The sequence below is a fragment of the Nocardia sp. NPDC004278 genome, from assembly GCF_053602975.1.
On sequence record NZ_JBSGEQ010000023.1, the window covers coordinates 138351 to 150540 of the forward strand.

Genomic DNA, 12190 nt, shown 5'->3' on the forward strand with positions numbered 1-12190 from the left:
CGGACGCGGGGTGAGCACTCCCGCACCCGTGTCGAGATCCGTGTCGGCGTCCGAAAGGTGCGGGAGTGCGGGGTGGTTACGCGGTGTGGATGGGTTCCTGGAGTTCGGTGACCCAGCCGCTCGGGTCCTCGGTGAACTCGAGGGTTACCTCGCGGGCGGGTCCGGCGGAGCGGTATCCGTTGGCGTCGATCCATTTGCCGAGGGACTGCCATGGTTCCAGGACCTCGTCCATGCTGCCCCGGTGCACCACTGTCGCCGCCTGCGGCACCGCGGGCAGGTCGACGATCGTGAATTCGTAGGCGGCGGCGGGGTCGGCATTGACCGGCATGGCGGCGTGCACGTGTACCGAACCGTCCGGCTGCTCCTCGTAGTAGGCGATCCCCGGACCGACGATATCGATGCTCACCTGCGCCAACCGGGCGCACAGTTGCTCGAACAATGGCCCGACCACCGGCCCGATCGTCTGCGGCTCGAAATCGCTGGCGACACCGGTCAATTCGGCGACACGGACGGCCGGAATGGACTTGATGACCACATCATTGGCGGGCATAGCGCCCTCCTTCTCGATTATGCGGAGCCGCGTCTCGACCTGGACGAGCCGGGCGCGGTCGCCGGTGATCCGCTGCTCCAGCTCCGCGCGGCGCAGCGCGAGCATGCCGCGCAGTTCCGCGGTGTCGACCTTGTCGTCGAGGATTCGGCCGACCTGTTCCAGGGTGAAGCCCAGATCCTTCAGCGCGACAATGCGATTGAGCCGAGCGAGCTGGCCGCCCGCGTAATAGCGATAGCCGGTAGCGGCGTCCACCCGGTCGGGCCGCAGTAGCCCGATCGCGTCGTAGTGACGCAGCATCCGCACCGATACCCGTCCGTGTCTGGCGAAGTCTCCGATACTGAACATGACGGCTCCTGGTCTATGGCCTCACACGGTGTCAGGGTCAAGCCTCAGAACCGACCACCCCGGCTGATCCGGCGGGATCCGCTGGAGCCGCCGTACGACCCGGGGGTATAGCCGCCGCCGGGCCGTTGCCGGGCGGCGGTGCCCGCGCCCCGCAGCAGTCCCTCGATCAGAATTCCGCCGAGTACCGCGCCTGCCTGCGCGGTCCCCGATGGCGGCTGGCGGCTCTCCCAGGCCCGCACGCTGGACTGCGCGTCCCGCAGTGCGCGACCGCCCAGATCCGCGGCGGCCTGCGCGCTGGCCAGGGCCCGGGTCGGATCAGTTGCGGAAAGCTGCTGTGCCGCGTCGAGATTGCGCTGCGCCTCGGACAATCGGGTGCGTGCCTGCGCATCGACACCGCCGCGTCGGGTGGTGATGTAGTCCGATGCCGCGCCGATCCGGGCGCTGGCATCGGCGAGCGCCCGGTCGAGTCTGCGCCGCAGCTCCTCGGCGGCGAGTTTGCGGTCGGTGGCCGCCGCATTGGCGAGGTCGAGCGCGCTGTCGGCGGTGACCGCGGTGTGGAAGGCGTCGAGCGGATCACTGGTGGCGGTGGCCGTGGCGCTGGCCAGGGCCGTCTCCGCCGCGGTAATGGCGGCTTGCAGCTCGGCTCCGCCGTAGCCCGTGAGCGCTTTCGCGCTGACGATATCCGCGCGCAGTTCCGCCAGTGCGGCGGGCAGCCCGTCGGTCGCCTGCTGGATATTCGTCGCCGCATTGTCGACGGCGTCCAACAACGTACGCGCCTGCCCGATCGCGCCTTCCGCGGCCCGTATCGCCGCGACCGCACCGCCCTGCTTGCCGACCGGTTGGCCAACGGCATCGCGGCCCGCATCGATGTTCTGTTCGGCGAAGGTGATTCGCGCCCGCGCCATGGTCACGTTATCCCGCACGGGTGCGAGCACACTTGCCGGATACGCGGTGGTGAGCCGGGCGAGTTCGGTCTCGGAATTCGGCACGCGACCGGTCAGCTCGACCAGATCTTGGGTCAGCCCATCCAATCGAGTCGCGGCATTGATGAGTAGATTCCGCATTGCATCGAATTCGGCCACCTGGCCGTCGAGTTCCCGATCGGCCCGCCCGACCGTACCGATCAGCTCGACCAGCATGGTGCGCTGCTGATCCGGCGTCTCGGGAATATCGTCATCCAGCTGCTGCCGGATCGAGAATGCCCTGGCGGCAGCGGCTTTCGCAGTCGCAAGGGCGGTGCTGAACGGGGTGACCGCGGTCGTGCCGAATTCGCCGGTCGCCAGATCCAACTCCTCGGCACTGGTCCGCACCGCATTGTCGATCTCCACCAGCACCTCCTTCGACCTGGCCTGCAGCGCCTCCAGCGATAAGGCCGCGAGCGCGGTGGAATTGTCCGGGTCCAGCTGCCGTGCCGCCGCCAATTCGGCACGTCTGCGGTCGCCGCGCCGCTTGCGCGAATACAGCACCAGCCCACCGACGACGAGCGCGATCACCCCGGCGACGATCAGCAGCGTCCATCCGCTGATGCCACCGCCGCGCATCGCCGAATCCAACCCATCCGCCATCGCAACCCCGGCGTCCGCCCATCGGCCGTCGCGCAGTGCGGGCTCCACATCGCGCGTCAGCACCGCGTCCAGCTCGGAATCGCTGACACCGCTCGGCAATTCGCCATGGAACGAATACGCCCGATCCTGCGTCGCGACCGCCAGCAACACATCGCGTCCGCCGAATCCGGACAGCGTCGCCGTGCGATCGGCCCACTCCGGCGGCCGCATTCCATTGAAATCGCGCACATAGACAACCCAGAGCCGCAGCTGATGATCTGCGTACAGGTCGTCGACCGCCGCCGACACCCGATCGAGCTGTCCCTGATCGAGTACCTGGGCCGAGTCGACAACATACGGTCCCATCCGCAGCGGCGGATCCGCATTGACCGGGCCCGCGACCAGCGCGACACACAGGAACCACACGCTCATTACCACCGAGGCGGCCCGGCGGATCGGACGAATCGGCGCTAACAACGGCATGGGATGAATCTAGCTGGCTAGCATCGATCCGTGATCACGATCGACCTGCCGTACACCGGTCACGTGTCCCCTGGATCGAATCCGCAACAGCGGGACGTCCCCGGTGCTCGCATCATCAAAATGTCCGTCGGCGGGATGGACAACAACTGTTATCTAGTGCAGTGCGGCGCCACCGGGGCCGCACTGCTCATCGACGCCGCCAATGAACCCGACCGCATTATCGAACTCATCAACCAGGAAACGCCGGACCGCGTCGCCCTGGTCGTCACCACCCACCAGCATCCGGACCACTGGTGGGCCCTGGAAAAGGTCACGGCGGCCATCGGTGCACCGACCGCCGCGCATCCGCTCGACGCCGATCCCCTCCCGGTGCGCCCCGACCGACTGCTCGCCGACGGCGATCTGATCGAGATCGGCGAGCTGGCCTTCGAGGTCATCCACTTACGCGGACACACTCCCGGCTCGGTTGCCCTCGCGCTTGTCGACGGTCCGGGCGTGCACCTGTTCACCGGTGACTCCCTGTTCCCCGGCGGAGTCGGCCGCACTACGAATCCGGAGGATTTCACCTCGCTCTACACCGATGTCACGACGAAGATCTTCGACCGCTATCCCGACGGCGCCATCGTGTATCCCGGTCACGGTGACGACACCACGCTCGGCACCGAACGTCCGCACCTCGACGAGTGGCGGGAGCGCGGCTGGTAGGCCGCGGACGGCTCACACCGCCAGGTCGCCGCGCGGATGCAGGCTCTCGAACATCCGCTCGCTGCCCTGTGCGCCGTACCCGTCGGCGACCTGGCGATCGACGAGATTCCTGATCGCGCCGATCACGTCCAGGTCGACGCCCGCATCGCGGCTGGCCGAGACGATGGCGTCCAGGGCGGCCTTGGTGAAATCCAAGGGCTGGAACGGTTTCGAGTAGTCGCCGGAGTCGATGGTGGCTCCGGCCCTCGGCAACGATCCGGTCATCGCGGCCAGCCAACCCGATGCCCGGTGACCGAAGTCCTCGGCCGAAATGCCGATCGAACGAACCATGGCGGCGCCGTGGTAGAAGCCCGCGAACATGGTGTACATCGCGGCGAGCAGGGCGAAGTCGACGAGTGCGGCCTGTCCCGCGTCCGCACCGAAATACTCGGCGCTGCCCAGTGATTCGAGGGTGGCGCGGTGGGTGTCGAAGACCGATTGGGCGCCGCTGTAGAGCAGCGACGAGCCGGGCAGCCCGATCATCGGCGGGGTGGCCATGATGCCGCCATCGAGGAAGTCGATGCCGTGACTCGCGGCCCATTCGGCCAGTTCGCGCGACCCGCGTGGCTCGGTGCTGGTCAGATTCAGCATTGCGCGGTCGGCCAGGATGTCGGCAACCGGGTCCAGCACCTCGTGTACCGATCGGTGGTCGAACAGGCAGACCACCACGAGATCGCTCGCGGCCACCGCTTGGGCAACGGTCTGCGCCGACTTCGCCCCTGCCGCAACCAGTTCCGCGTCCCGGCCCGCGCTGCGATTCCAGACCGTTGTCGGATGTCCGGCGCGCACGAGGGCCTTCGCAAGCGCTTGTCCCATCGCGCCGAGCCCGAGCACGGTCACCGATGTCGTCATATCTCCACTCCTGAACGTTTTCGAAGGTTTTCGAAGGATCTGGCGCCGGGATTCATTCTCGAATTCCACTGTAGGGACGACAAGTACTTACAAATAAGTCCAGTACTCACCAAAAGGTAAGTATCAGCAGTCGGTGTCCGTCGGTGACGCACTTATCGCTGATGACCTGGCAAACTTGGTGAGGTGAATTCGGCGTCCCTGGCCTCGGCTCCCGGATCCGCCCCGTCGCGCGCTGCCGGGGGCGGACCACTGCGCTGGGCTAGACGGCTGGTCACGGGCGCGATCTTGATGGGTGCGGTGCTGGTCGGCGGCACCGCATTCCGGGTGTGGCAGGTGGCGCGCATCGACGACTACACCAAGGCCGATGCGATCGTGGTACTCGGTGCCGCGCAATACTCCGGCACACCGTCAACGGTTTTCGAGGCGCGACTCGACCAGGCCTACAAGCTGTTCAAAGCCGGTGTCGCGCCGAAGGTGATCACGGTGGGCGGTAAGCAGCAGGGTGATCTGTACACCGAGGCCGCCTCCGGCAAGAACTATTTGGAGGAGCGAGGGATACCCGCTGACCGAATTCTCGCGGTCGAAACGGGTTCGGACACATTGCGCAGTATCGAGGCGGTCGCGACGGCCATGAGCGCCCGGGAGATGTCATCGGCAGTGCTGGTCAGCGATCCATGGCATTCGCTGCGCACCAGAACCATGGCCCGTGACGCCGGACTGGACGCATGGACCGCGCCCACTCGTACCGGGCCCGCCGTATACACCAGGGAGTCGCAGGCGCACGGAATCGCCAGGGAGACCGGAGCTTTGCTCTGGTATCAACTCACCCACTTCTCGTCGGACTTCAAATACTCAGCGGGGCAGTGAGATTCGATGAGTGCAGCATCGCGTAGCGATTCGATCGGGGCGGTGGTCGGGTGACGGGTAGGCATCGCTATACCGAGCACGATCGCGAGCGCATGGTGGTCGAGGGTGCCAAGACCGCCGAACTCGGACCGCCGCGCAGTGAATTCGAAACCGGTCACCGCACCGAATTCGCCCGCGACCGGGCCCGGGTGCTGCATTCCGCGGCGCTGCGCAGACTCGCCGACAAAACCCAGGTCATGGGTCCACGTGACGGTGACACCCCACGCACGCGCCTGACCCATTCGATCGAAGTGGCGCAGATCGGGCGCAGTATCGCCGACGGACTCGGCTGTGATCCGGATCTGGTCGATCTGGCCGGATTGGCGCACGATATCGGCCACCCGCCCTATGGCCACAATGGTGAGAATGCCCTCGACAGCTTCGCCGACGCGTTCGGCGGATTCGAGGGCAATGCGCAGAATCTGCGCATCCTCACCCGGCTGGAACCGAAGGTTCTCGATGCGGACGGAACCAGCGCGGGTTTGAATCTGACTCGGGCCGCTCTCGACGCGGCCATCAAATACCCTTGGGGCAGAACAGGTTCGGGCACCAAATTCGGTGCCTACGATATCGACCTGGACCGCCTGGAATGGGTGCGCAAGGATGCGCCGGACGGTCGTAAGAGCCTCGAATGTCAGATCATGGACTGGTCCGATGATGTCGCGTACTCGGTGCACGATGTCGAGGACGGCGTGATCGCGGGGCGCATCGAATTGCGGGCCCTCGCCGATCCCGCGGAACAGGCCGCCCTCGCCGAACTCGGGCACGGTCGGCATCCGTCGCTTTCGGTGGACGACCTCATCGGCGCCGCCCAGCGGCTCTCCGAACTGCCGGTGGTATCCCGAGCCGCGTCCTATGACGGAACCCTCGCCAGTTCGGTTGCGTTGAAGCACCTCACGAGTGAACTGGTCGGCCGCTTCGCCACCGCCGCGATCATGGCCACCCGGGCGGTGGCCGGGGCACGTGCGCTATCCCGATATGCCGCCGACCTAGAGATTCCGCCGATCGTCGCCGCCGAGGTCGCAATGCTCAAGACCGTCGCGCTCCGCTATGTCATGTCCGATCTGGATCACAAACAGCGCCAAGCCGTGCAGCGCGAGCGGATTCTGATGGTCGCGAACCGGCTGCTGGCGACGGCACCGCACGGTTTGGATCCGCTGCTGCTGCCGTGGTGGCATGCCGCGACCGACGACACCGCGCGGGTCCGGGTAATCGTCGACCAGATCGCGTCGTATACCGAGAGTCGGCTCGAGCGCGTATCGCGGTCGCTGGCCGAATAGCCCGCTGGTTCAGACGCGTGACCAGCCGCTGGGCGTGTCGAGGCCGGACTAGCCTAGACTGACCGCCGTGGCCGGACGACTCCCTGATCGCGATATCGCGGCAATACGCGAACGCGTCCGGATCGAGGATGTGGTGGGGGAGTACGTCGCTCTGAAGCGAGCGGGCGCGGACTCCATGCGGGGCCTGTGCCCCTTCCACGACGAGAAGTCGCCGTCGTTCCACGTGCGGCCCAACCACGGCCTGTATCACTGCTTCGGCTGCGGTGAGGGCGGCGATGTCTTCGCCTTCCTGCAGAAGGTCGAGCACATCGGCTTCGTCGAGGCCGTCGAGCAGCTGGCCGACCGGATCGGCTATCAGATCAACTACGAGGGCGGCGGCACCTCGGTGCAGCGCGATCGCGGCACCCGGGCCAGACTGGTCGCCGCCAACGCCGCCGCGCATGAGTTCTACATGGCCAAACTGCGCGAGCCCGAGGCCGAGATGGCCCGCAAGTATCTGACCGACCGCAACTTCGACGGCAATGCCGCCCAGCAGTTCGGCTGCGGCTACGCCCCCGCGGGCTGGGACACGCTCACCAAACATCTGCTGCGCAAGGGTTTCGACGTCAAGGAGCTGGAAGCGGCCGGGCTGTCGAAGCAGGGCCAGCGCGGCCCGATCGACCGGTTCCACCGGCGGCTGCTGTGGCCGATCCGCAATCTCGGCGGCGACGTCATCGGTTTCGGCGCACGCAAACTCTTCGACGACGACACCATGCCCGGCAAGTACATCAATACGCCGGAAACGTTGCTGTACAAGAAGTCTCAGGTGCTCTTCGGCCTGGACCACGCCAAGCGCGAGATCGCCAAGGGCCACCAGGCGGTGGTGGTCGAGGGCTATACCGACGTGATGGCCATGCACCTGGCCGGGGTGAAGACCGCCGTCGCCTCCTGCGGCACCGCCTTCGGCGACGAACACCTCGCGCTGCTGCGTCGCCTGCTCATGGACGACAACTTCTGGCGCGGCGAAATCATCTACACCTTCGACGGTGACGCGGCTGGACAGGCGGCGGCGCTGAAAGCCTTTGCGGGCGACCAGAAGCTGGCCGGTCAGACCTATATTGCCATCGCCCCCGACGGCCAGGATCCGTGCGAACTGCGCCAGCGCTCCGGCGACGGCGCGGTACGCGATCTGGTGGCCCGGCGAACTCCGTTGTACGAGTTCGTGATCCGCGGCCTGCTCGCCGACCACAACCTGGATACCGCCGAGGGACAGGTGGAGGCGCTGCGCCGGGCGGTACCGGTGGTCGCCCAGATCAAGGACAACGCGCTGCGCAAGGCGTACGCGACGAAACTGGCCGGGTGGGTCGGTTGGGACGACATCCAGACCGTGGTGCGCCGGGTCGGCGAGGAAGCCAAACGCCACCGCAATGGTGGCCGTCCGGGCGGTCGCGGCTCGGTTGCCAGCGCGGCACAACCCAGTGCGGTCGTCGCCGAACACCCCGCTGCCCGTCCCAACCCGAACGACCCGACGCTGCTGCCGCAACGGCAGGCGCTGGGCGCGGCACTGCAGTATCCGGCAATGGCGGGCGCGGTCTTCGACTCGATCGAAACCGAGGCCTTCACCCATCCGGCCTATGCGGCCGTTCGGGCCCTGATCGCCGAGGCGGGCGGCACGGCGTCCGGGCTCGGGGGCGCGGAGTGGGTCAACGCCGTTTCCGACGGCACCGACGACCTGACCATGCGCGCGCTGGTCTCCGAACTGTCCGGTGAACAGATGCCGGTGAAGTCCGCCAATGACATTCCCCGCTTCGTCACCGGCGTCCTTGCTCGTGTCCAGGAGGCCTGGGTCGGCCGCCAGATCGCCGAACTGAAATCGAAGCTGCAGCGCGTGTCCTCGACTGAACAAGCCGAGGCCTATATGGCGCTGTTCGGCGATCTCGTCGCGCTGGAGCAGTACCGCAAGAGTCTGCTCACCCAGGCGATGGGCAATCACGACGACTTCGCCGCGGGCTGAGTCGCGCCGCCCCTTGCTCGGGTTCCGCTGCGTGGTGCGCGACGGGGATTATCCGGTCTGCTTCACGAAGCGCCGGAACGCAGCGCTCGCCGCGGGCGATTCGTTGTCGGCCCGCGGTGGTCTGGTGTGGATCGAGAAATTCCAGTCCGGCCCCAGCGGGCTCAGCGACGCAACTGATCCTGCGGCACCAGCAGCGTGGTGCGCTCATCCAACGGCACCATCGGCTCCAGCTTCGCCCGGGTGCTGAGCTTGTCCGACAGCTTCTGCCGGCCCACGAGCACCAGCTTGCGAGTCACCGGACTTTCGGTCACGGCACGGGTCGCCGCACTGATCTGCTCATAACGACCACGCCCTGCCTTCGTCCCGAGCACATAACCGGCCGCAACGCCGATGATCAACCGCAGCATCTCGTAGAGCTCCTCCCAAAGTACCTGTGCGCGCGGCTACCATCCTGCCCGACGCCCGGTACGCCTGTCGATCCGGATCCACCCCACCGCGCGCCACCTCCGGACACGCCGACACCCCTACATGTCTCCAGGTAGAGACGCGATTTGGGAACCCGCCAACCGATACGCTAAAGTTTCTCCTCGGCCCGCCCAGTACGGACGAGCCACCCAGGATAGTCCCCTATAGCTCAATTGGCAGAGCAGCCGACTGTTAATCGGCAGGTTTCTGGTTCGAGTCCAGATGGGGGAGCATAAAAGGGGCCCTGACCATGTATTTCCGGTCAGGGCCCCTTTTCGTGTAATCACTTACGGGACCCTCACCAAGAAAACGCCAAGAATTCGGCACCAGGGTGGTCATCGGCTGGTTGCACTGAACGCCACTTCAGCAGCTCAGGTGCGGCGATGAGGTTGGAGTAGCCGCCCTTGCCGTTCTCACCGGCGCGGGGACAGTCAGCGTGTAGACCTACGACCCGGATGTGGTCATCGGGATCAACTCCGATGGCACGCAGGTGACCTACAACGATGATGTGGCGCTTGATGGCTATTCCGCAGATGACATTCGGCAAGCTGGTGGGTGTGCGTCCCGGCTTCAGGCTCAGCTGGCCCGGACGGCAATTTTGCGGATAGAGCGGTCATGCCCCGGGGCCCCTTTGATCTGCTGTTCGCTGCCTGCAACGAAGCTCTTGCTGGGCAGTGACGTCACTGGGCGGATCGAGTGGGCACGCCCATGGGGGACTTCAGATTTCGTCGACGTCGACAGGTCACGACCTCACCGGCGGCGGATCATTGCTTGACAGCGGCCGCTAACAGTCCAGCAAATCGGAACTGGCCGTCGACATGGGCGGATCTGGTTGCAAAGTTTGGTGCTGGGCTCCGTGCAGATCGGTATCGCGTTAACCGTCAACGGTTTGATTGTGCTGGGGGCCGCCACAATCGCGGTGTTCCTTTCCGGTCGGCCGCTATGGCTGCGAGCCCAACGCTGGGTCACCGGCACGATGCTCGGCGCTGTCGCTATTCTGCTGGTCACCGACCGAACCCGCCCAGTTCCGGCCTAGGGAACCGCAACCGACCACGACGAGCCGAGAATCGTTGCAGTAGTCAACATCCGCCATTGCCACGAGCGTTCGCGGCAACACACGACAATGCCGCGACCCGTGCGGTCAAGGCCGGGCCTGACTGAGACCCGGCCGAACGCACGCACATGCCGAATACCGCGCTGATCGAACCGGTCGGAGCGGGGCGGGCGACCTGCAGGTGGCTGTATCGATTCGAGGCCGACCGAACGCACCGCGCCATGACGATGACGGTGCAGCGGCCCTTGTTCGGAGACCGACTCGGCTACTTTAGGTGCTCGATTGTGTAATGAGCCGTCACCCGGGCGTTTCGAGGTCGTTGGCAGTCGTCTCGTCGAGACAACCACGTCCGGGATCCCACTCGCCGACTGGCCTGCGACCTGTGGGTTCGGGCTGAAACCTGGGATCGGTAGGTGGCGGGCACGGCATCTACTTGCCCCATGACATCTTCTCAACCTCCCGCCAACCAACCGCAGCCCGCCGGATTGGACAAAAAGACCAGCGCGATCCTGTCGTACGCACTGGGGTGGCTCACCGGAATCATCTTCCTGTTCGTGGGAAAGAAAGATCCCGATGTGAAATTCCATGCCTCGCAATCGATCGTCTTCTTCGGAGCGGTCTCGGTGCTCAATATCGTTCTGAGCATCCTCGGCTCGCTCCTCGGAGCCCTGGGGATCATCTTCAGCCTCGCCGGACTCGCAGTCGCGGTCTTCGCAGTCGTCATATGGATCATGGCCATGGTCCAGGCGAACAACACCGGCGGTGTCCGCGCAGAGCTTCCCATCGTCGGAAAATTCACTGCCCCATATGCCGATCAGTTGGCCAACTCGGTCAAGTAGCGGCATATTCGAAGTCCCAGCTGGATTTCGTCATCGAGGATGCTGTCGGCCCCCTGCCTGCGGGCCAGATGCGACAGTCCGAAGATCAACGGCCCGGCGCTACGCGGGTTCATGCGGTCGTCGCAACATTCTCGATTGAGGTTGCGGCGGTCGTGTCGTTTTCGGGTGGTCTTGGTCAGTTCGGTGATCGATCGGTGAGTTCGAGGCAACGGTCCGGTCCGGTGGATCGCGAGCGTATCCGATTGGTGTTCAACGCAACTGGATCGGTGAATCAGGCAGCGAAGGCGGCAGGTGTTTCGCATCCGACAGCTCGTCGGGTTCTGGTCGCGGCAGGCTCAGATGACACGCAGCCAGGCGCGGCCGAGGGTGCGGATGGCGTGCGGGTGTCGCTGCCCGCGGGCGTGGGCGTCGGTGTAGCGTTGCTCGGCCCAGTTGCTGGCTCGGCGGCTGTTGTCGATCCAGAAGATCAAGGGCTTGACGGGCGCGGCGGTTGGTGGCGTACCGGAACGAGACGGTGTGTTGTTTGCCCGAGGCGCGGGTGACCGGCGCCAGGCCGGTCTCGGCGGCGAGCTGGTCGAAGCTGGTGGCCCGCTCCAGGATCGGGCCGGCCTCGCCGATGATCTGGGCCAAGTTGAGCGTGCCGACGCGCGGCAGATCTGCCAGCAGCCGGGCGTAGGGGTGCGCGGTGACCGCGGCGGCGATCACGGTGTCGAGGGCGTCGACGCTGGCCCGGATCGATCCTATGATCGCGACCTGGGCGCGGATGAGCTGCGCGATGACCGGCTCGCCGAGCCGGCTGGCCGCGGCCGGTGCGGTGCGCAGCCGGGCCAGCAGCTCGGTGCCGGTGCGGCGGCCGCTGTAGCCGCGTCGGCGGCAGAACGCCTCGAGCTTGGCCGGGGTGAGTCCGGCGGCGGCCTGCGGGGTCGGGTAGCGGTCCAGGAAGTCCAGCGCGATCACCGAATTCAGTTGAGCGAATACGGTTTTGCCGCCAGGCCAGTGACCGTCTGGGCAGCGCCCTCGGCGATGCCGCACACGCGGCCGCTAGCTTGAGTTTTAAGCTCTGAGGGTCGCGTCCCGCGCCCCGGTTGATCTTGAACGAAGCCCTTGGGTGATGATTTGTCTTGCGACAGAACAA

The 12190-nt window shown here is 66.0% G+C and carries 11 protein-coding genes and 1 tRNA gene; 6 read left to right on the plus strand and 6 right to left on the minus strand.

Annotated elements, in window-relative coordinates:
- Nucleotides 1-76: 76 nt before the first annotated feature.
- The gene (locus tag ACWEO2_RS30115) at nt 77-895 is read right to left on the minus strand and encodes a MerR family transcriptional regulator (RefSeq protein ID WP_452408407.1); all 819 of its coding nucleotides are present in this window, start codon (nt 893-895) and stop codon (nt 77-79) included.
- A gap of 44 nt (nt 896-939) precedes the next feature.
- Nucleotides 940-2922, minus strand: coding sequence for a TPM domain-containing protein (locus ACWEO2_RS30120; protein WP_452408408.1), 1983 nt, complete (start codon nt 2920-2922; stop codon nt 940-942).
- 30 nt (nt 2923-2952) lie between these two features.
- Between ACWEO2_RS30120 and ACWEO2_RS30125 the strand changes: the two genes are divergently transcribed.
- Nucleotides 2953-3627: an MBL fold metallo-hydrolase gene (locus tag ACWEO2_RS30125; RefSeq protein ID WP_354955971.1), complete on the plus strand. Its 675-nt coding sequence runs from the start codon at nt 2953-2955 to the stop codon at nt 3625-3627.
- Nucleotides 3628-3639: 12 nt separating this feature from the next.
- Here ACWEO2_RS30125 and ACWEO2_RS30130 read toward each other — a convergent pair whose 3' ends face one another.
- Nucleotides 3640-4518 (minus strand): NAD(P)-dependent oxidoreductase, encoded by an 879-nt coding sequence (locus ACWEO2_RS30130; RefSeq protein WP_452408409.1) that lies wholly within the window; start codon nt 4516-4518, stop codon nt 3640-3642.
- A 288-nt stretch (nt 4519-4806) separates the two neighbouring features.
- Here ACWEO2_RS30130 and ACWEO2_RS30135 point away from each other — a divergent pair, with 288 nt between their 5' ends.
- The 3 genes from ACWEO2_RS30135 to dnaG all read left to right on the plus strand — a co-directional run bounded on the left by ACWEO2_RS30135 (nt 4807) and on the right by dnaG (nt 8697).
- The gene (locus tag ACWEO2_RS30135; protein ID WP_355181561.1) at nt 4807-5385 is read left to right on the plus strand and encodes a YdcF family protein; all 579 of its coding nucleotides are present in this window, start codon (nt 4807-4809) and stop codon (nt 5383-5385) included.
- Nucleotides 5386-5435: 50 nt separating this feature from the next.
- Nucleotides 5436-6704 (plus strand): deoxyguanosinetriphosphate triphosphohydrolase, encoded by a 1269-nt coding sequence (locus ACWEO2_RS30140; RefSeq protein WP_452408410.1) that lies wholly within the window; start codon nt 5436-5438, stop codon nt 6702-6704.
- A 67-nt stretch (nt 6705-6771) separates the two neighbouring features.
- Nucleotides 6772-8697 (plus strand): DNA primase, encoded by a 1926-nt coding sequence (gene dnaG, locus ACWEO2_RS30145; RefSeq protein ID WP_452408411.1) that lies wholly within the window; start codon nt 6772-6774, stop codon nt 8695-8697.
- 161 nt (nt 8698-8858) lie between these two features.
- Here the strand turns inward: dnaG and ACWEO2_RS30150 are convergent, their stop codons facing one another.
- Nucleotides 8859-9104 (minus strand): hypothetical protein, encoded by a 246-nt coding sequence (locus ACWEO2_RS30150; protein ID WP_452408412.1) that lies wholly within the window; start codon nt 9102-9104, stop codon nt 8859-8861.
- 216 nt (nt 9105-9320) lie between these two features.
- Here ACWEO2_RS30150 and ACWEO2_RS30155 point away from each other — a divergent pair.
- Together ACWEO2_RS30155 and ACWEO2_RS30160 are read left to right on the plus strand one after the other, a co-directional pair.
- Nucleotides 9321-9393: transfer RNA gene (locus ACWEO2_RS30155), tRNA-Asn, on the plus strand.
- 1263 nt (nt 9394-10656) lie between these two features.
- Nucleotides 10657-11055 (plus strand): DUF4870 domain-containing protein, encoded by a 399-nt coding sequence (locus ACWEO2_RS30160; protein WP_452408413.1) that lies wholly within the window; start codon nt 10657-10659, stop codon nt 11053-11055.
- Here the strand turns inward: ACWEO2_RS30160 and ACWEO2_RS30165 are convergent.
- Complete coding sequence (locus ACWEO2_RS30165) at nt 11031-11168, minus strand: hypothetical protein (protein ID WP_452408414.1); 138 nt, start codon at nt 11166-11168, stop codon at nt 11031-11033. The two genes, ACWEO2_RS30160 and ACWEO2_RS30165, sit on opposite strands and share 25 nt — an antisense overlap.
- A 136-nt stretch (nt 11169-11304) precedes the next feature.
- Entirely contained in the window at nt 11305-12012 is a 708-nt protein-coding gene (locus ACWEO2_RS30170) for a transposase (protein ID WP_452408415.1), read from the minus strand.
- Nucleotides 12013-12190 lie beyond the last annotated feature (178 nt).

Coding starts and splice junctions, on each gene's coding strand:
- ACWEO2_RS30115 (WP_452408407.1), bottom strand. CDS start 895: ATGTTCAGTATCGGAGACTTCGCCAGACACGGACGGGTATCGGTGCGG.
- ACWEO2_RS30120 (WP_452408408.1), bottom strand. CDS start 2,922: ATGCCGTTGTTAGCGCCGATTCGTCCGATCCGCCGGGCCGCCTCGGTG.
- ACWEO2_RS30130 (WP_452408409.1), bottom strand. CDS start 4,518: ATGACGACATCGGTGACCGTGCTCGGGCTCGGCGCGATGGGACAAGCG.
- ACWEO2_RS30135 (WP_355181561.1), top strand. CDS start 4,807: ATGGGTGCGGTGCTGGTCGGCGGCACCGCATTCCGGGTGTGGCAGGTG.
- ACWEO2_RS30150 (WP_452408412.1), bottom strand. CDS start 9,104: ATGCTGCGGTTGATCATCGGCGTTGCGGCCGGTTATGTGCTCGGGACG.
- ACWEO2_RS30160 (WP_452408413.1), top strand. CDS start 10,657: ATGACATCTTCTCAACCTCCCGCCAACCAACCGCAGCCCGCCGGATTG.
- ACWEO2_RS30165 (WP_452408414.1), bottom strand. CDS start 11,168: ATGAACCCGCGTAGCGCCGGGCCGTTGATCTTCGGACTGTCGCATCTG.